15 protein-coding genes are annotated in these 19,474 nt (G+C 42.6%); 4 read left to right on the plus strand and 11 right to left on the minus strand.

What is annotated here, in order from left to right; all coding sequences use genetic code 11:
* The first annotated feature begins 72 nt into the window (after positions 1–72).
* The 4 genes from Q0A12_RS11055 to Q0A12_RS11070 all read left to right on the plus strand — a co-directional run bounded on the left by Q0A12_RS11055 (position 73) and on the right by Q0A12_RS11070 (position 4,168).
* Positions 73–2,016 (plus strand): NAD(P)/FAD-dependent oxidoreductase, encoded by a 1,944-nt coding sequence (locus Q0A12_RS11055; RefSeq protein ID WP_291292703.1) that lies wholly within the window; start codon positions 73–75, stop codon positions 2,014–2,016.
* Positions 2,017–2,181: 165 nt separating this feature from the next.
* On the plus strand, positions 2,182–2,598 hold the full coding sequence (locus Q0A12_RS11060; protein WP_291292704.1) for a NusG domain II-containing protein: 417 nt from the start codon (positions 2,182–2,184) through the stop codon (positions 2,596–2,598).
* 11 nt (positions 2,599–2,609) lie between these two features.
* Positions 2,610–3,170: a Gx transporter family protein gene (locus Q0A12_RS11065; protein WP_291292705.1), complete on the plus strand. Its 561-nt coding sequence runs from the start codon at positions 2,610–2,612 to the stop codon at positions 3,168–3,170.
* Positions 3,171–3,181: 11 nt separating this feature from the next.
* Positions 3,182–4,168 carry a polyprenyl synthetase family protein gene (locus Q0A12_RS11070; RefSeq protein ID WP_291292706.1) on the plus strand — a complete coding sequence of 329 codons (987 nt, stop codon included), beginning with the start codon at positions 3,182–3,184 and terminating at the stop codon, positions 4,166–4,168.
* 143 nt (positions 4,169–4,311) lie between these two features.
* Here the strand turns inward: Q0A12_RS11070 and gor are convergent, their stop codons facing one another.
* From gor to priA, 11 genes are all read right to left on the minus strand, one after another.
* Complete coding sequence (gene gor / locus Q0A12_RS11075; RefSeq protein WP_291292707.1) at positions 4,312–5,658, minus strand: glutathione-disulfide reductase; 1,347 nt, start codon at positions 5,656–5,658, stop codon at positions 4,312–4,314.
* A gap of 203 nt (positions 5,659–5,861) precedes the next feature.
* Entirely contained in the window at positions 5,862–7,103 is a 1,242-nt protein-coding gene (locus Q0A12_RS11080) for a U32 family peptidase (protein WP_291292708.1), read from the minus strand.
* Between the two features lie 12 nt (positions 7,104–7,115).
* Positions 7,116–8,036: a peptidase U32 family protein gene (locus Q0A12_RS11085; RefSeq protein WP_291292709.1), complete on the minus strand. Its 921-nt coding sequence runs from the start codon at positions 8,034–8,036 to the stop codon at positions 7,116–7,118.
* A 308-nt stretch (positions 8,037–8,344) separates the two neighbouring features.
* On the minus strand, positions 8,345–10,819 hold the full coding sequence (locus tag Q0A12_RS11090) for an ATP-dependent Clp protease ATP-binding subunit (protein WP_291292710.1): 2,475 nt from the start codon (positions 10,817–10,819) through the stop codon (positions 8,345–8,347).
* A 5-nt stretch (positions 10,820–10,824) separates the two neighbouring features.
* Positions 10,825–11,292 (minus strand): CtsR family transcriptional regulator, encoded by a 468-nt coding sequence (locus Q0A12_RS11095; RefSeq protein ID WP_291292711.1) that lies wholly within the window; start codon positions 11,290–11,292, stop codon positions 10,825–10,827.
* A gap of 238 nt (positions 11,293–11,530) precedes the next feature.
* On the minus strand, positions 11,531–13,519 hold the full coding sequence (pknB, locus tag Q0A12_RS11100) for a Stk1 family PASTA domain-containing Ser/Thr kinase (protein WP_291292712.1): 1,989 nt from the start codon (positions 13,517–13,519) through the stop codon (positions 11,531–11,533).
* Positions 13,512–14,255 carry a Stp1/IreP family PP2C-type Ser/Thr phosphatase gene (locus Q0A12_RS11105; protein WP_291292713.1) on the minus strand — a complete coding sequence of 248 codons (744 nt, stop codon included), beginning with the start codon at positions 14,253–14,255 and terminating at the stop codon, positions 13,512–13,514. The genes pknB and Q0A12_RS11105 overlap by 8 nt, the downstream gene beginning before the upstream one ends.
* Positions 14,256–14,274: 19 nt before the next feature.
* Positions 14,275–15,633, minus strand: coding sequence for a 16S rRNA (cytosine(967)-C(5))-methyltransferase RsmB (gene rsmB / locus Q0A12_RS11110; RefSeq protein WP_291292714.1), 1,359 nt, complete (start codon positions 15,631–15,633; stop codon positions 14,275–14,277).
* Positions 15,623–16,576, minus strand: coding sequence for a methionyl-tRNA formyltransferase (gene fmt / locus Q0A12_RS11115; RefSeq protein WP_291292715.1), 954 nt, complete (start codon positions 16,574–16,576; stop codon positions 15,623–15,625). Before fmt ends, rsmB begins: the two co-directional genes overlap by 11 nt.
* Positions 16,569–17,060 carry a peptide deformylase gene (gene def / locus Q0A12_RS11120; protein ID WP_291292716.1) on the minus strand — a complete coding sequence of 164 codons (492 nt, stop codon included), beginning with the start codon at positions 17,058–17,060 and terminating at the stop codon, positions 16,569–16,571. The genes fmt and def overlap by 8 nt, the downstream gene beginning before the upstream one ends.
* A 10-nt stretch (positions 17,061–17,070) precedes the next feature.
* The gene (priA, locus tag Q0A12_RS11125; RefSeq protein WP_291292717.1) at positions 17,071–19,473 is read right to left on the minus strand and encodes a primosomal protein N'; all 2,403 of its coding nucleotides are present in this window, start codon (positions 19,471–19,473) and stop codon (positions 17,071–17,073) included.
* Position 19,474 lies beyond the last annotated feature (1 nt).

Raw genomic sequence — 19,474 nt, forward strand, 5'->3', positions numbered from 1 at the left:
AGATTTCTCTATATAATAGGAACGATTGTGTATTTATTATCATAGATTATTTTTTTTAAGGAGAGATTTGCAATGGCAAAGAAAAGCATTGTCGTTGTCGGTGCAGGGTATGCCGGTGTTTCAGCTACCAAGTATATGGCAAAAAAATTGAAAAAAGACAATGATGTTGAGATAACATTGATCGATCGTCACTCTTATCACACCATGATGACCGAACTGCACGAGGTGGCCGGAGGACGCGTTGAGCCGACAGCAATCCAATATGACTTGCAACGTTTGTTTTCACGTAAGAAAAATGTTCGCTTAGTAACCGACACGGTAACTGCTATCGATAAAGAGAAGAAAGTCGTACAAACAAAACAAGGCAGCTATTCTTTTGATTACTTGATCTTAGGTATGGGTGGCGAACCAAATGACTTTGGAACTCCAGGGGTGAAAGAAAATGGATTTACCCTATGGTCATTTGAAGATGCAGTTCGCATTCGTGAACACATCGAGAAAACAGTTGCAAAAGCAGCTATCGAACCTGATGCAGCACTTCGTAAAGCAATGTTGACTTTCGTTGTCTGTGGTTCTGGGTTTACCGGGATTGAAATGATCGGTGAACTAATCGACTGGAAAGATCGCTTAGCTGAAGACTACAAATTGGATCCAAGCGAAATCACTTTGAAAGTCGTCGAAGCAATGCCTACGATCTTAAACATGTTGGATCGTAACGATGCAGCCAAGGCTGAACGCTACTTGAAACAAAAAAATGTAGAGTTAGTCTTGAACGCACCAATCGTTGAAGTTGCTGAAGATCATATCAAATTAAAAGATGGTTCAACGATTCCAACTTATACACTGATTTGGACAGCCGGTGTAAAAGGTACAAGCGACGCTGCAGACTTTGGTCTAGAAACAGCTCGCGGCTTCCGTCTTGTTGCTAACGAATATATGGAAGCAAAAGGCTACGAAGACAAAAATATCTATATCATTGGTGACTTGGTCTTCTATGAAGAATTTCCAAATACACCAACACCACAAATCGTTCAAGCCGCTGAACAAACTGGTCATACAGCTGCATCGAATATCGTAGCAGCGATCAAGGGTGGCGAAAAACACAAATTTAAAGGGAATTACCAAGGATTCATGGTATCGATTGGTGCCAAATGGGGTGTAGCCAACTTATTCAATAAGATTCACCTTAGCGGTTTCTTAGCAATCATTATGAAACATATCGTCAACTTGAAATACTTCTTTGACATTCGTTCTGGCTACTACATGTTCCAATACTTGATGCATGAAATTTTCCATATCAAAGATGATCGAACTGTAGCTCGTGGTCATACGTCTCGTTACGGAAATGTCCTTTGGAGTGTGCCACTGCGAATCTTCTACGGTCTTGTATGGTTCATTGAAGCCTTCAAGAAAATTTTAGGTACAAATGGTGAAGTCTTTAAGCCAGACACATGGTTTGGTGAAGGTTCTTGGTTCCAAGGAAACAGTGTTTTCCCTTGGACTTGGGAATATCAAACTGTTGCTGATGCAGCAAGTGGTGCGAGTGAAGCAACCGACGCAGCAAGTGCTGCAAGTGGAGCAGGTGACGCTGCCGGCGCAGCAGCAACTCAAGCAGCTCACTTTGGTTTGAGTTATGCCTACGGCGAACAACCAATGGTCGTGATTGAAAAATCACCAGATTGGTTTACAAAAGTGATGCAATTTATCATGCCTAACAACGATGTAGCAATGTTCTTCCAAAAATTCATGGTCTTCTTTGAAATTGCTTTAGCTTTAGCATTGATGGCTGGTTTGTTTACTTGGTTAGTAAATGCAACAACGATCGTTTTAATCTTGACATTCTGTATGTCAGGTATGTTCTATTGGGTTAACATCTGGTTCATCCCAGTAGCCTTTGCTTTGATGAACGGTTCTGGCCGTGCCGTTGGTTTGGATCGTTGGGTGATTCCATGGTTACAACGTACACTTGGTAAATGGTGGTACGGTACCCCGCGTTCTTTATACGGAAAAAAATAATCGCTTTTTAAACGAGACTGAGGCAGACTGATCCTTTGATCAATGTCTCAGTCTCTTTCCAAGTTAAGCACTTTTTTATCTACTCGGAAAACCTTATCTTAAAAGTAGTAGAAAACCAGCGGATTATGCTAGAATGAGACACAGAACTTCAAAGGAGTCTTTCTGATGAAAGTAAAAGAATTTATCCATCATGCCCATTTGAAACCTTGGGACGGGGTCATCATTCTGGTACTGATACTTAGCTCGTTTTTACCAATTTTGATTTTTGGGCAAACACAAAGCACGCCAACTGCTGCCAAGCAAGCCGTTCTGCGTGTAGATGGCAAAGAGATCAAAGAATTTGATTTGATCGAAGGACAAGAAAGTTATACGTATCGATACGAAGATCCCGATGGCGATTACAATCTGATTGAAATCGACGGTGACCGCATCCGCATCAAAGCGGCTGACTGCGGCGATCAGATTTGTGTCCGTCGTGGCTGGGCCTCAAAAAATGGTGAAACAATCGTTTGTTTGCCGCATAAATTAGTGATCGAAGTTCGTGCTACAGATGGGAGTGAGACAGACGATCTAATTTACTGATCGTAATACTTATGAGTCGTTTACAAAAAATCATTTTCATCTCATTATTAGTCGCTCAAGGTGTCGTCATCGGTTTGATTGAAAACATGATTCCGTATCCTTTTGCCTTTGCCCCGGGAGCTAAATTAGGTTTAGCCAATCTGATCACCATCATTGCTTTGTTTACCATGCCCAAACGAGACAGCTTTTTACTGATATGGCTACGATTGATTTTAACGACACTCTTAGGTGGAACTGTTTCAACATTCTTATATAGTATGAGTGGTTCCCTTTTGAGTTATTTTGGTATGCTGCTGGTCAAAAAGCTAGGTCCTAAGCGTGTGAGTATTATCGGGATCAGTGCTGCCGGTGGTTTTTTGCACAACGTTGGTCAATTGGTCACCGCTTCTTGGATTGCTCAATCCTGGAGTGTGATGCTCTATCTACCTGTTCTCGCATTTTTCGGTATTCTATCAGGTATCGCTATCGGGATCGCCGCCAACTATCTTTTGGAGAGAGTGGACACATTACGGCGATTCCAACTTGATTATGAACGGCAAACCCATGTCAAGTGGCGTTCTGATTCAAAATAAAGGAGTCATTTATGAAACTTCATCCAATGTGGCAAGCCTATCCTGCGTTGCAAAATGATTTATCTGAATCGTTGCAACTAATGGAACAGTCCTTGAAACTAAAAAATAAAGCTGTGGAACAAGCGATATTAGCTATGATCCACTCCGGCGGTAAGATGCTCCGTCCTGCCTATCAGTTACTATTCTCTGAATTTGGCGAAGAAAAAGATTCACAAAAAGCGGTAGCATTATCCGCTTCGATCGAAATGCTTCATACTGCTTCATTGATTCATGATGATATTGTGGATCAAGCCGATACTCGGCGTAGTTTACCTACTATTCGGGCCCAATTCGGCAATGATGTTGCTGTTTATGCTGGTGATTATCTCTTTGTCTGCTGTTTTAAATTAATGGCTGACTATGCCGGTTCATTAAAAAGTCTACAAATCAATTCCCGCAGTATGGAAACAATTCTGGCAGGAGAATTAGGGCAAATGAGCAAGCGCTATGATCTGAATGTCACGATCGATGACTATCTGGAAAACATTTCTGGTAAAACAGCTGAATTATTTGCTTTAAGCTGTTTTATTGGGGCTTATGAAAGCGGCACTTCTCTCCGTTTAGCCAATCAGGCAAAAACGATTGGCCAATCCATTGGTCTAGCTTTTCAAATCATGGATGATATCCTCGATTATAGTCAAAGCGAAAGTGCTTTAGGCAAACCTGTCCTTGAAGATGTTAAGCAAGGCGTATACTCCCTGCCATTACTGCTTGCATTAAAAAAAGAACGGGCACTGTTGACGCCATTGCTAGAGAAAAAAACGGACATGACCGATCAAGAAGCACAGCAAGTCTTTCAAATCGTCCATGACAGCCACAGCATCGAAGACGCTCATCAGCTAGCCGCTCGTTACACCAAAAAAGCCCTGCAAGGAATCAAGAAATTACCTGATCCTGGCAATAATGCAAAAGATTATTTGTATCAAATCACAAATCAAATCCTTGCTCGTACAAATTAACCGATTTTTTATAAATAACTTTATACGCAAAATCGTTTAGCACAACCTCATGCTTAGAAAAAAGAACGATCTCAACTTGTCTGGATCATAGATCCAAACACAAACTGAGATCGTTCTTTTTCTATAGTCCATTCGCTCTTTACTTATCGCATCGTAACGAACTCTTCTGCTCCAGTCGGATGGATCGCAACTGTGTTGTCAAAATCTGCCTTGGTTGCGCCCATTTTGATGGCAACAGCAAACCCTTGCAGCATTTCGTCAACCCCGATGCCGATACCATGCAAACCAATGATCTTCTCTTCTTTTCCTAAGCAAACAAGTTTCATTTCACATTTTTGGCGATAGTCATTCAATGCAAAGTACATAGGTGTAAAGCGTGAACGATAGACTTTGATTTCTTCCTTACCATATTTGGCAATCGCAGCTTCTTCTGAAAGACCAATCGTTGCAATTGGCGGATGCGTGAAAATAACTGTCGGCACCAAATCATAATCTAAGTAGGCTTCGGTTTGGCCATTGAACAATCGTTCCGATAAGCGGCGTCCTGCGGCAATCGCTACTGGCGTCAATTCCAGTTTACCGATTACATCTCCCACTGCAAAGATTGATTCCGCGGTAGTATTTTGATATTTATCAACAATAATAAAGCCTTTTTCATCTAGCGAGACATCTGTATTTTCCAACCCAAGATGTTGCGTATTCGGCACTCGTCCTCCGGCAAATAACACACAGTCCCCCGTCAACGTTTGACCATTTTCAAAGAAAACCGTGTATTGTCCATCACGTTCTTCGATCCTTTCGGCCACATAGCCTGTATAAAGGTCTATCCCGGCTTCTTGATAAATCTCTACTAAATTGTCCGTCAGCATTTGATCAAAGGCTCGTAATGGCCGCTCTTTACGATACGCCCAAGAAACGTGACTGCCAAATTGCTGACTCATTCCGCTAAGTTCTGCAGCAATGTACCCTGCGCCTAGCACGATCATTTCTTTTGGTACTTCTTCTAAGGCAAAAAAGCCATTGGAATCAATCGCATACTCGCCTCCGGGAATCGACATGACACTTGGTTTTCCTCCGGTAGCAATCAGGATCTTTGGCGCGGTGTACTCTTCTCCATTGACCGTCACAGTATAGTTATCCACAAACTGTGCATAACCGTGGATAACTTTTACTTGGTTGCTATCTAAGCCTTTTTGATACGCTGTGTGTAAAAATTCTATATATTTTTCTCGGTTATCCACAAGCTGCTTGAAATCAAATTTATCCACATGTGGATAAATTCCATAACTTGTGGCATCTCGCTTGATCATTTCCAACATTTCACTTGCTTGCCACATCACTTTTTTTGGTACGCAGCCTACATTGACGCAAGTACCTCCCAGCGCATTGCCTTCAATCAATAAAACTTTAGCTCCGTGCATACCTGCACGATTTGCAGAAGCAATTCCGCCGCTGCCGCCACCAATCACTATGTAATCATATTGTTGCATTATTGGCTTCCTCCTTGGGGATAACTTGATTTTGGTGTCTATCGAACGAGTACCTGTGCAAAAAAAAGAACCTGACAGAAAAGTACCGAATGACCGATAAATGTGGAGAACCGCAGCTCTTACAAACGGAGCGTTGTTTTAGTACAGGTGCTTCACAAAACAACGCTCATTTTTATCTATCTTCAATACTTCTGTCACAGCTCTTATTTTTTCTTACGGATCATGTCACCAACCTGAACAGGTTCAGCAACCGGCATCGTTAGAAGCATCATCGGATTTGGTGCGCGATCGATCGATTCACCGTCTTCATTATACATGACTTCCACCCTTTGATGGAAATGATGGAATCCTGGGCCGTAAAACTCGATCTCGTCACCGACTGAAAATACATTTCGTTGCCGAATCGTAGCGATCTTTGTTGTGTCGTCATAAGCCATGACCTCACCGATAAATTTATACTGTGGAATTTTACGCCGAGGACCAAATAATTGTTCATTTTCACTCGGTGTGTTGTAGTAAAAACCAGTAGCTAATTCTCTTTGAGCGACTTTCCACAATTCATCGATCCATTCTTGTTTGCAGACATAGTTCTCTGGATCTTCCATATAACTGTCCACTGCTGCTTTGTACACATTTGCAACCGTTGAAACATAGTGGATCGATTTCATCCGTCCTTCGATTTTAAAACTATCCACACCATTTTGGATCAAATCAGGAATATGCTCGATCATCGACATATCGACTGCGCTCATTGAAAACTCTTCTTCAACGGTACCATTCTTTGTCAGACTCTTTTTTTCTTGCGCAAAAGGCATATCAAAAAGATCGTACTTCCAACGACAGGATTGTGAGCAACCTCCCCGATTGGCATCTCGCATCGACATGTGATTGGACAATGTGCAGCGTCCAGAATAGGAGATACACATCGCGCCATGAATAAATGCTTCAATTTCTACACTCGTATTTTTACGGATTTCAGCGACTTCTTCCATGGAGACTTCCCGAGCCAATACCACTCGTTCAAGACCTTCTTCTCGCCAAAATTCTAAGGTTTCGTAATTCGTTGCGGAAGCTTGCGTCGAAAGATGGATCGGCAATCCCGGTGCTTCTGTCGCACAGATTTCAATCAACGCAGGATCAGATACGATCACCGCCGAGATTCCTACATCCCGTAATTCTCGGAAAAATTCCCCCGCCCCTTCTTGATTGCCTTCATGGGTAACCATATTTGCTGCTACATATACTTTGGCGTTATGGGCTTGTGCAAAAGCGACTCCTTCAGCCATTTCTTCATACGTGAAGTTTCCCGCACGACTGCGTAAGCCATAGGCATTACCACCTATATAAACAGCATCCGCCCCATAGTGGATCGCTGTTTTTAATTTTTCTAATGTACCTGCCGGTGCCAATACTTCTGGCCGTTTCAATTTTTGTTTGACTGTCATTTCCATTGCTCCTTATTTGATATCCTCTGGATTGATCGCATAAAAACCAGTATCTAATCCCCGTTGGGCTGGATGCAACTGGCGAACTTGTTCACTCAATTTAGCTGCTTGTTCAGCGGTCCATTTGCCTTCTGTGAGTAATTGCTTCGCCTGTGCAAAACATGCTGCGATCGATACAAACGCAGCTCCTGGAGTAAATAAACCGTCTAATTTCCAAGTCTGATACCCCGTTTCAAAAAGCGACTGCAATTCATTCATCAAATTGATGTCATTATTGGCGAAAATATGAGTGCCGTGACTGTCTTCATAAATCGAATAGTGGGTATCCTCCTTCTTCGGCTCTGATAAAAATAAACCTCGCTCGCGAGACTTTCCATCTTTTTGCTGTGTGTAATTATAATAATTTTGAAGTAATGGGCGCTTCGACTGATGGATGCAGGTTGCCCCATAGACAAGCACTTCCGCAGGAATCGTTAACTGTGGTGCTAAAACGGTCATCTCTCCAAAGGGAACTTCTCTTGCTAAAACCGCACCGATTGCCCCTTTTTGCCCCCAAAAATTGATTTGTCTGGCACTGGTAACTAAGGTTTCTCCATCATATACAAACGGCAATGCCACTTCTGGATTCTTTTTCATACGGTAAATGATTCCCGGATCGCCGATAGAAATTTTGTCAACATGGTTGGCCTTTAAAAAAGCCAAGTATTCCGGAACCAGCGTCATTTTTTGCGGATGCATGATGCCGTTGACTGCTGCCATCGCCTTTTTTCCTTCTGCTTGCGCTAAGCGGATCAATTCACTTTGTTCCTCTCGTGAAAAAGATGTCGGCAAACGTAGCCCGAAAGTTTCTTCACCGAAAAAAATAGTATCTACATAAGGTAAGAGCTGTTTCGCTTGTTCGATCGACTCCACCGTGGCGATAATCTCAACCATGATATTCCTCCTTTATAACTCACTAATAGTATCACAGGCCACCCGGCTTTCCAAGACTTCCTTCTGAACTTTTTTCACGAAAAACATTGTTACATCTGATAAATATCTGTTAAAACAACTTTATTACTCAATTGAATTTGTGAACATTATCGGATTGCTGCAAGTTTTCCCTTGTTCACCAACCAACAAAAAGGCGGCCCCGCAAAAAAAACTATCCAAACAGCAAAGGAGCAGCCAGCATTGCTGAAATTGCTACTCATTTGGCGTTCAGATAGTCTTGCTTTTGTCTTTAAGTCAGTGTTTTAGATTTACACTTGTTGCAGGATCCGGGCTTGGCCTTCTTTGACATTCAATGTAATCGATCCTTTTGATGCACCAATGGTCACACGATCGCCTAAATGAATCTGTCCAGACAAGAGTGCCTCACTCAAACGATCTTCCACTTCTTTTTGTAATGCTCTGCGAATAGGACGAGCGCCATATTCTGGATCAAATCCTGCTTTACCAATCACATCAATCGCGGCAGAAGTGATTTTCAATTGAATATCTTGCTCACCTAAACGTTTGATGATTGCTTTACTCATGATTTTAACAATCTCATGAATCTCACCTTCACCTAACGAACGGAAGACAACTGTTTCATCCACCCGATTCAAAAACTCAGGGCGAAAGGCTTTCTTCAGCTCTTCTAATATCCGTTTTTGCATCGCTTGATGGTCTTTACTAAGATCCACGACATTAAAGCCTACATTTTTTTCTTCACGGATCTGTTGCGCACCGATATTTGAAGTCATGATCAGAATCGTATTACGGAAATCGACTTTCCGCCCTTTGGCATCTGTCAAATGACCATCATCTAAGACTTGCAAAAGAATATTAAAGACATCTGGATGGGCCTTTTCTACTTCATCCAATAAAATCACTGAATATGGTTTTGAACGAATCTTTTCAGTTAGCTGGCCACCTTCATCATAACCAACATAGCCAGGAGGAGAGCCAATCAAACGGCTTGTACTATATTTCTCCATAAACTCAGACATATCCACACGAACGAGGGAATCTTCACTGCCGAACATTGCTTCTGCCAATGCTTTTGCCAGTTCCGTTTTTCCGACACCTGTAGGACCTAAGAACATGAAGGAACCAATTGGCCGATTCGGATCTTTTAGACCACTCCGGGCCCGACGAATCGAACGTGCGACTGCTTTGACAGCTTCTTCTTGTCCAACGACACGTTGATGCAAGATTTTTTCTAAATCAAGGAGACGTTCACTCTCTTTTTTCTCCATCTGTTGTAAAGGAACACCCGTCCATTGCGACACGACTGCCGCAACATCTTCACCAGTGACACTATCCGCATAGCCGGAAGCTTCCTTCACTTCCATAAACGCAATTTCAGTTAACTGTTGGGTTAATTTCTTCTCTTTGATACGTAAACGAGCAGCGGCTTCAAAATCTTGCTGACGAATTGCTGCTTCTTTTTCTTCAATCAAATTGGCGATTTCATTTTGCAAATCTGCTAATTCAGAGCTTTCATCTGTTTTATCCAAGCGGACTTTTGCTGCTGATTCATCCATCAAGTCAATGGCTTTGTCCGGTAACTGTCGAGAATTGATGTAACGTACGGACAATTGAACCGCTGCATGCAACGCATCATCCGAAATCTCTACGCCGTGATGCTCTTCATAACGGGGACGTAATCCTCGTAAAATTTCTTCGGCTTCCTCTGGTGTCGGCTCATCTACTTGAACACGAGCAAAACGTCTTTCCAGTGCAGAATCTTTTTCAATATATTTTTGGTACTCATCTAACGTTGTCGCACCAATCGTCTGCAATTCTCCGCGGGCTAACGCAGGTTTCAAAATATTCGAGGCATCAATCGCCCCTTCTGCGCCACCGGCACCGATCAATGTATGCAGCTCATCGATAAATAAAATAATCTGCCCATCTTGATAGATTTCATCGATGATTTTCTTCATGCGATCTTCAAACTCACCACGATATTTCGTACCGGCGACTAATGCGCCCATATCCAGCATCATCAAGCGTTTGTTTTGCATATCTTCTGGTACTTCGCCATGAACGATTTTTTGAGCTAATCCTTCAGCAATCGCTGTTTTACCGACCCCAGGTTCTCCTACTAAAACAGGATTGTTTTTCGTCCGGCGGCTCAAGATTTGAATCAATCGTTTTACTTCTTTGGCACGGCCTACAACAGGATCTAAGCGCTTATCTCTGGCTAATTTTGTTAAATCCCGTGCTAGAGAATCCAATGTTGGCGTTCCTTGGGCTTTTCCTTGAGGTCGACGACGTCCCGTACCACTTGGATTCTTTGAATCATTGATTCCCATTTTTTTCTTTAAAAGCTGACGCATTTTTGCCAAGCTTAAGCCTAAATTCAACATGATCCTTGAAGCTAAAATATCTTCGTCTCGCAATAGTCCTAGCAAGAGATGTTCGGTACCAATTTGAAGAGCACCTAAACGTTTCGCTTCATCTCCCGCGTAAGCAAAGGTCTGTTTTGCTCGAGGAGAATAGGCAAGGTAGGCATTCTCTGGGTATTGACGAACGGTACCATAGCCCGTTAGATGTTCGATTTCTTCGCGAATATCGTTTTCGGTGATATTCATTTCCCGTAATGTTTTGCCGGCGATGCCATTTTGTTCAATGACTAAGGCAAGCAAGATGTGTTCTGAACCTACGGATTGATGTTTAAAGTACTTTGCTTCTTCCTGTGCAATCGTCAGCACAGCTTTCGCTCTTTGTGTAAATAGTTCATCCATCTCATTCACTTCCTGTCTTCATAACTTAAGCGTTCTAAAATTGCATGGAGCAAGTCTGCTCGTGTTCGGTTTTCATAAGGAGAACCTCCTAATACTGATTTCGCAATGACCGTCAATAATAAATTGCCTTCACGCTTAGACAGGATTCCTTCCTCATAAAGCTTTTGGATTATTGCATAAGCATCTTTTTCCGAGATGGTCTCATCGAATAATTGATTCATTTCTTCAAGGTAGTGATGGCTATCCGTAATCTTCACTTTTTCAATCCGGATATAGCCACCGCCTCCACGTTTGCTTTCAACAGTATACCCTCTTTGAATAGTGAATCGGGTATTGATCACATAGTTTATTTGTGAAGGCACACAATTGAATAAATTCGCCATTTCAGCTCGGCGAATCTCAATTGTTTCGCTGTCTTCAAGAATTTTCTTCAAATATGCCTCAATCAAATCGGAAGTGTTATGATGATTCAATTCATTCCCTCCCTTGACTAATTCTGACCTTCATTATACCCAATTTTTGAAAGCTTGAAAAGCTGTACGCCTAGAGAAGTGAAATTGATAAAAGAAACTTAAACAGCTAGCTCTTTTTTGGCATAACAAAAAAACTATCCGCAGCTTCAAGAAATCACTTCTACAGGTCTGGCCTCTTAAGGCGACTTGTAGAACACATAACTAGAGAGTCATTCGGATAGTTTTGGTTTATACTTGGTTAATCTTCAGAACTAGTTGAACTAGTAGTTGTTGATTCACTACTAGTGGAAGATTCACTCGTAGAGGACTCTGGTTTTGGTCCTTTAGAAATAGTAACATTTACTGAAGAACCGACAGCTACCGAGGTTCCTTCACCTGGTGAAACATCTGTGACTTCTCCGGCAGGAACGGAATCATTGTAACCTGATTCTTCTTTGATCGAATACTTCAATCCAGCTTCGTTCAAAGCCGCGATCGCATCATTACGACTCTGTCCGATGATGCGTGGCACATTGACCATTTCTTGTCCACTGCTGACAGTCAATGTGATGGCTGTTTGAGAGGTAATAACGGTCCCCCCCACTCCTGGCGCTTGGTTAATCACAGTACCCACTGGTTCATTGCTTGATGCTGATTGTTCATAAATATTTGCGGCTGGCACACCTTTTGAGGTCAATGCCGCTCGAACATCTTCGATCCGCTGACCATAATAATCTTCCATAGCAAACGTTTCAGGGCCGGTGCTGACAACAAAAGAAATTTCATCCTCTTTCGGAGACACTTTCTCGCCAGCATCTGGTAGTTGGCTAATGATCAATCCTTCATCAATGGTATCACTAGACTTTGTCTCTACCTTGATTTGATCTTCTGAAAAACCTAACTTGATCAACTCTGCTTTTACATCGTCAAAATTTTTCTCTTGATAGTTTTTTAAAGTGATTTTACTTGCACCTGTGCTGATATATAAAGTAATTTCACTGTTCTTTTTGACTTCTGTTCCTTCTTGCGGATCGGTTTTGACGACTTTCCCTTCTTCAATCTCATCATCAGCGATCTCTTCGGTTTGATCAGCCACTTTTAAGCCAGCAGATTCCAGCTTTTCTCGCGCCACGATCTCTGTATCCCCGCTGACTTTAGGAATCTCAATATCTCCGCGGCCGCCACCAAAGACAAAGTAGCTGCCGATGCCAATCAACGCTAAAACAACCAATACCGGTAGAATCATCCACCATTTTTTACGTTTCTTCTTTGGATTCTCTGGCTTCTCTTCTTCCGTTGCTTCAGCTTCCGGTATAACGGTTGTCGCTTCCGGCTCTTCGGCTATCATTTCATCGGTGATAGGACTCAGCACTTGAGTTTCATCGTTTAACGCATGGGGCTCCCACCTTGGTTCATTCAAACGTTCCGGTGACAGGGCCGTTGCAAGATCTTCTCGCATTTCATCGGCGGTCTTATAACGATCGGCTTGTTCTTTGGCTGTGGCCTTCAAAACGACATTTTCTAATGACTGAGGAACATTTTTATCATAGATACGGATAGATGGAATTTCATCTTGAAAATGTTTTAAAGCAATCGTAACCGCTGACTCACCATCGAAAGGAACTTTTCCAGTCAACATTTCATAAAGAATGATTCCAATCGCATAAATATCTGATTGATTGGTAGCCATACTGCCCCGAGCTTGCTCCGGCGACAAGTAATGCACCGAGCCGAGCATTGAGTTGGTTTGAGTGATCGATGTTTCCGACAAAGCAATCGCGATCCCGAAATCGGTGATCTTAACGACCCCTTCTTCATTGATTAAAATATTTTGCGGCTTTAAGTCCCGATGAATGATTCGATGTTGATGGGCCAATGCCACTGCTGACAAAATTTGTTGCACGATATCGACGATCTGCAAATAAGGAATCGGATAACGGGTTTGAATGTAACGCTTCAGATCCATACCCTTGACATATTCCATCACCAAAAATTGCATGCCATCCTCTTCACCTACATCATAGACGGTCACAATATTAGGATGAACCAATTCTGTAGCAGCCAGTGCTTCTCGCTGAAAACGACGAATCGCATTTTTATCATTTTGGAAATCAAAGCGCAACACTTTCACGGCAACTTCCCGATCAAGAATCAAGTCATGAGCCAAAAATACATTTGCCATGCCGCCACTACCAATATTGCCGATGATTTTATAGCGGCCATTTAACTTTTTCCCTATTTCAATCATGGGCAGTTCCTCCAACTTTAATCAGTAAAACCGTGATATTATCAACTCCGCCTTGCTGATTAGCCACATCAATCAACTGTTGAACTGCCTCTTTAAGGGTTGCAGCTCCCTCAATGATTTCAGCGATCCTTTCGTCTGTCAGCATATTTGTCAATCCATCTGAACAAAGAAGCAAGTAATCACTAGAGGCAAAATAATGAATGGCGACATCTACTTCAACTGTGTTAGGCATCCCCACAGAGCGAGTCAACACATTTTTACGTGGATGGTTGACGGCCATCTCGGCAGTGATTTGGCCAGATTTTACCAATTCATTGACAAGAGAATGGTCTTCAGTAATTTGTATCAGATCATGATCTCGTAAAATATACGCGCGGCTGTCGCCCACGTTAGCGATCGTAAATTGATCCTCAAAGAGTGCCACGGCAATGATCGTTGTTCCCATCCCATTCAATGCTTCATCTTCAATCCCTTTTTTATAGATTGAAACACTTTCTGTCTGGATTTTTTGGATCAGCCATTGCGCGGTCTTTTCACTATCCGTCAAATCTGTTTTTTCCCAAGCGGTTCCCAAACCACTTACGGCTTGACGACTTGCAACATCGCCTGCTCGATGTCCCCCCATCCCATCAGCTAAAATCGCCAATGTGATATTTTTTTTGTTGACATACACAGCGGCAAAGTCCTGGTTTGTATTCCGTCGTTTACCAACATCTGTCTGAAAATGAATCTCCAACTTCTTTTCACCTCATTACTTACTTTTTGCGAAGGCAGCTTATGAAAAAGCCATCTGTCATAAAATCTTGCGGATAAATCGTTAGCATTTGATCACTGATTTTCGTAGCAGTTTGTTCATTTACCGTCACATCAATCTGTTCAAATTCGGGATGAGCCGCTAAAAAGGCAGCTACCACTGCCTGATTTTCTTCTACCATTATGGTACATGTACTGTAAATCATTATACCCGAATTTTTTAGCGTTGGGGCGACACTTTCTAAAATCGCAAGCTGAATTTCGGGTAGCCGCTGTAAATCGGCAGCCTGCTTATTGTATTTGATATCTGGTTTTCGTCGCATCAATCCCAATCCAGAACATGGAGCATCCACTAAAATCCGATCGAACTGCTGTGCTTCAAAATGTTGTGCCACTTCCCGTGCATCCATTACTTCCGTTTGGACCACCTCTGAAACTGCAAGTCGTTGCGCATTCTCAGTGATCAAGTTTACTTTATGAGGATGAATATCTAACGCAGTAACTTTCCCGCCAGCTTCTGCAGACAGGAATGACGCGATATGAGTCGTTTTTCCTCCTGGAGCTGCACAAGCATCTAATACTTGGTGCTCAGGTGCAATGTGCAATGCTGGAGCAACCAACATCGAGCTTTCATCTTGAATTGTCAACAGACCCTCTCGGTACAAAGATGAACCAGCCAAAAAGCCTTTATCAGCCACAATCCCATAGGGAGATAGTTGGCTTTCTCGCGCTTCGATCCCTTCTTCCTGTAGTTGAAGGATTGCTTCGTTGCGAGTAATTCTTTGTAAATCAAGCCGACCACTAGCATGACTAGGCTCTAGCAAAGACAACCCTAATTCCCGGGTTTTCTCACTGCCGATCTGTGCCACAAATTTTTCTGTCAACCATACTGGCATACTGATTTCTGTAGCTAGTCGTTCCAAAGGATCCTTAATCTGATCAAGTGCTGGTACACCCTCTCTTTGAATCGTACGCAACACGCCATTAACAAATTTTCCGATTCCCGGGTTTCCTTTCGCTTTCGCGATTTCCACGGCTTCATTCAAAATAGCGTGGTTGGGCACTTTGTCTAGGTACAACATTTGATAAAGAGACAGTCGCAGTAATGCTTTGACCCACGGATCAACCTTTTTGGCTTTTTTGATAAAGGTTGCTAAATAATAATCCAATAATAGCTGGCGGCTAATGGTTCCATAGACCATTTCTGTCAATAGTCGACCGTCTTTTTCATTCAATCGACCTTGATTCATTAGCTCTCTTAATAATAAGTTCGAATACGCGCCGCCTTTTTCAATACGAAGCAATGCTTCTAGTGCAACAAAACGAACCGTATACTGGATTTTCCCTATTTTATGCTTCATGGGTACCAACCTTATCTCCTAGTTGAACCTGTTGACCCGCACCATTTAAAAAGGCTGTGATAGCTTGACGGCTTTTTCCAGCCGGTTGCAACTCTTCTAATGCTAAGACAGTCTGCTGCCCACATGCGATCCACAATGCTTTTTTCGTGCGCTGGATGATGGTTCCTGGTGCAGCATCTGTTGATTCATTGATGACTGCCACTGACCAGATTTTCCAACGACTTCCTTGATAAGTCGTGAAAGCGATTGGCCAAGGACGCATCCCACGAACTTGATTGTCAATCGCCTGTGCAGTCTTTGTCCAATCGATGGCTTCTTGTTCTTGCGTGATGTTCGGTGAGAATGTAACCAGCTCTTCTGCTTGAGGTGTTGGTTTCAATTCTCCTGATAAAATTTTAGGCAATGTTTCCAGCAATAATTCTTTGCCCAACACACTTAGCTTCTCAAACATGGTCCCTACATCGTCTTGACTAGTGATTGGCAGCTTAGCTTGAGAAAAAATCCCCCCCGCATCCATTTTTTTGATCATTTCCATGATAGTGACACCAGTTTCTTGCTCACCTTCGATGATGGCATAGTGAACAGGGGCGCCACCGCGATATTTGGGTAATAACGAGGCATGCACATTGATGGCACCAAATTTTGGCACTTGCAACAGCTTTTCAGGTAAAAATTGGCCAAAAGCTGCAGTAATCAAAATATCTGGTGCTAATTCTTTGATCGTTTCCATTTCAGGTGAACCACTGATTTTTTCTGGTTGTAAAACCAATAAACCGTGTTTCAATGCTGCTTCTTTAACAGGCGTCGGGGTGATCACTCGTTTACGACCAACTGGTCGATCTGGTTGAGTCACTACTGCTGCGACTTCATAGCCTTCTGCTAACAGCCCTTCTAAGATTGGTACGGAAAACGCTGGGGTTCCCATAAAGACAACTTTAGTCATTTTCGTGTTCCTCCATATACTGTTCTAATTCAGATTCTGGGATCTTATCGATCATTTTATCAATAAATAAAATACCATTCAGGTGATCGATCTCATGTTGGATAGCCCGGGCTAAGTAACCAAAAGCCTGTACTTCCATCTCTTCCCCTTCGCGGTCAAAGTAGCGAACCGTAATCTCTTCTGCTCGCTTGACCGTACCATAAGTATGAGGGATACTCAAGCACCCTTCTACATCAATAGATTCTCCTGATGAATCGATGATCTCCGGGTTAATTAACTCAAAGCGATCCTCTTCATCTACTTCAACGATTGCCACTTGCAGGTTTTTGCCAATCTGAGGGGCAGCAATACCCACACCGTCATGCGCCACCATTGTTTCGTACATATCTTCAAGTAATTGCACCAATTCATCTGTAATCACAGATATCGGCTCTGGTTTTCGACGAAGCCTGTCGTCGGGATGGATAATAATCGGATAGCGCATAATATCTCCTTTAAATAAAATTCAACGGTTCTTGGTCAATAGAAACATAGAGTCCTTTTCGTTGATCAATTTGACTTTGTTCCAATAACCGGGTCAACAGTTCCGGCAAATGCGGTTCATTTTTGTATTTAATGATTAGTTGGTAGTAATAGCGATTTTTGACACGCATGATTGCACTCGGTGCCGGTCCCAACAAAATACTTTGATCCGACAACTCTTTTTTCACCTCTTGATAAATGGCAAACATCTTTTGCGCAGCAGCTTGTTCTTCTAAGTGGCTACAGGTGATTTTTACCGTGTAGTAATAGGGCGGATATCCACTTTGGTGACGGACCCACATTTCTTGCTGATAAAAAGCTTCATAATTTTGCGTTTGTGCCAGCTGAATCGCATAGTGTTCCGGGTTAAATGTCTGAATGATTACTTCGCCAGCTTTTTCTGCCCGTCCTGCCCGTCCGCTTACCTGTGTCAATAATTGGAATGTTCGCTCACTAGAACGAAAATCTGGCAGATTCAATGCGGTATCTGCATTTAAGACCCCTACCAAAGTGATATCCGGAAAGTCTAATCCTTTAGCAATCATTTGTGTTCCAAGTAAGATATCGGCTTTCTTTTCGCCAAATAAAGTCAAGATCTTTTCATGTGCCCCTTTTTTACGGGTCGTGTCCACATCCATCCGCAACACCCGAGCTTCTGGAAATCGAGCGATTAATTCTTCTTCAACTTTTTGGGTACCTGTTCCATAGTAACGGATCTTATCTGCGTTACAACTAGGACAGCGGTGAGGAATTTTTTCTTCGTGTCCGCAGTAATGGCAACGCATCGTCTTAGTATCCATATGAAGCGTCAAAGAGATATCACAGTTTGGACAAGGCAGAACATAACCGCAATCACGACACATGACAAAAGAAGAATAGCCTCGTCTATTCAATAACAAAACGATCTGTTCTTGCTTGTCTAAGCGATCCTGAATCTTTTCTTGCAATTGGCGGGAAAACGTTTGGTAGTTTTTATTGGCAAATTCTTCTCGCATATCTACTACATGGATCTGCGGCAAACGGGCACTGAATTTTGCTCGTTGGTTCAAGCGCAATAAGTGATAAACGCCTTTTTGCGCACGAGCCCTTGACTCGAGCGAAGGCGTGGCACTGCCCAAAACAACGGGACAATGGTGGTACCCGCCACGCCAAATGGCTAAATCACGCGCATGATACCTGGGTGCTTCCTCTTGCTTGTAACTTGCTTCATGTTCCTCATCAACGATAATAACGCCAATGTTTTTTAAAGGAGCAAAAATTGCTGAACGTGCCCCCACCACTACTTGAGCTTCTCCCCGTTCAATTTTTCGCCACTCATCATATTTTTCCCCTTGTGACAAACCACTGTGAAGCACAGCCACCGCATTTCCTAAGCGGCTCTTGAATCGTTCCACCATTTGTGGCGTCAAAGCGATCTCCGGCACAAGCATAATGGCCGTCTTCTTTTGCTTCAATAGCTCCGCGATCGTTTGCAGATAGACTTCTGTCTTCCCACTGCCAGTGATGCCTTCTAAAAGAAAAGTTTTTGCCTCTTGCCTTTTTGCTGCTGACAAAATTTCTGAAACAGCAGCAGTTTGTTCTTCGTTCAGTGCTAATGCTGTCGTTTGAGGAAATGATCGATCTTTAAATGGATCTCGATACGTCTCAACCTCATGAAATTCAAGCCAGCCCAATGCCTGTCCTTGATTCAAAACCGTTGTCGAAATTCCCGCTTCTGCAAAAAAGGAAACAGGAAGCTGCTCAGATTCTTGTAAGACTGCCAATAATTGTTGTTGTCGTTTTGCCCCTTTTCTGATTTGCTTCATTGCTTCTGGAATCGCTTCTGGCGAAATCAGTCGTTTCACTATGCGGATCTTCTTGGCTTTATTTTTATTTTTGACCACGTATTGCACTTCAACAATGGCTTCACTACGTAAAGCCTTCAATTGTGCCAATAATCCTGCTTCTTCAGCAGCTTGCCAACTAAGACTATTCGTCTCAGGGAAATACGCTTTAATTGGATGGGTTTCATCCAATAAAAGAATATTTTTCTGGTATTCTGCTTTCATCACACTTGGCAACATCGTCTGTAAACACGTAATTTTAAAAGCAAATGTCGTTTTTTTCATATAATCAGCTAGCTGTAATAATTCTTCATTTACAACAGGAGAAAGATCCAGTAAGCGAATAATCGGTTTCAACGGCTGCTCAGTCAATGGCGCATCGGTCAATCCTACGATAAAGCCTTGGATATGCCGATCTCCATTACCAAATGGCACTTCAACTCGCATACCCGTCTCAGCTATAGGACGCAAATATTCAGGTATTTCATATGTAAAAGGTTGATCTGTTTGCATGGTGGGAACATCCACGATCACTTCTGCTGTATAGGTCATC

The sequence above is a fragment of the Enterococcus sp. genome, from assembly GCF_022711995.1.
GTDB lineage: Bacteria > Bacillota > Bacilli > Lactobacillales > Enterococcaceae > Enterococcus_D.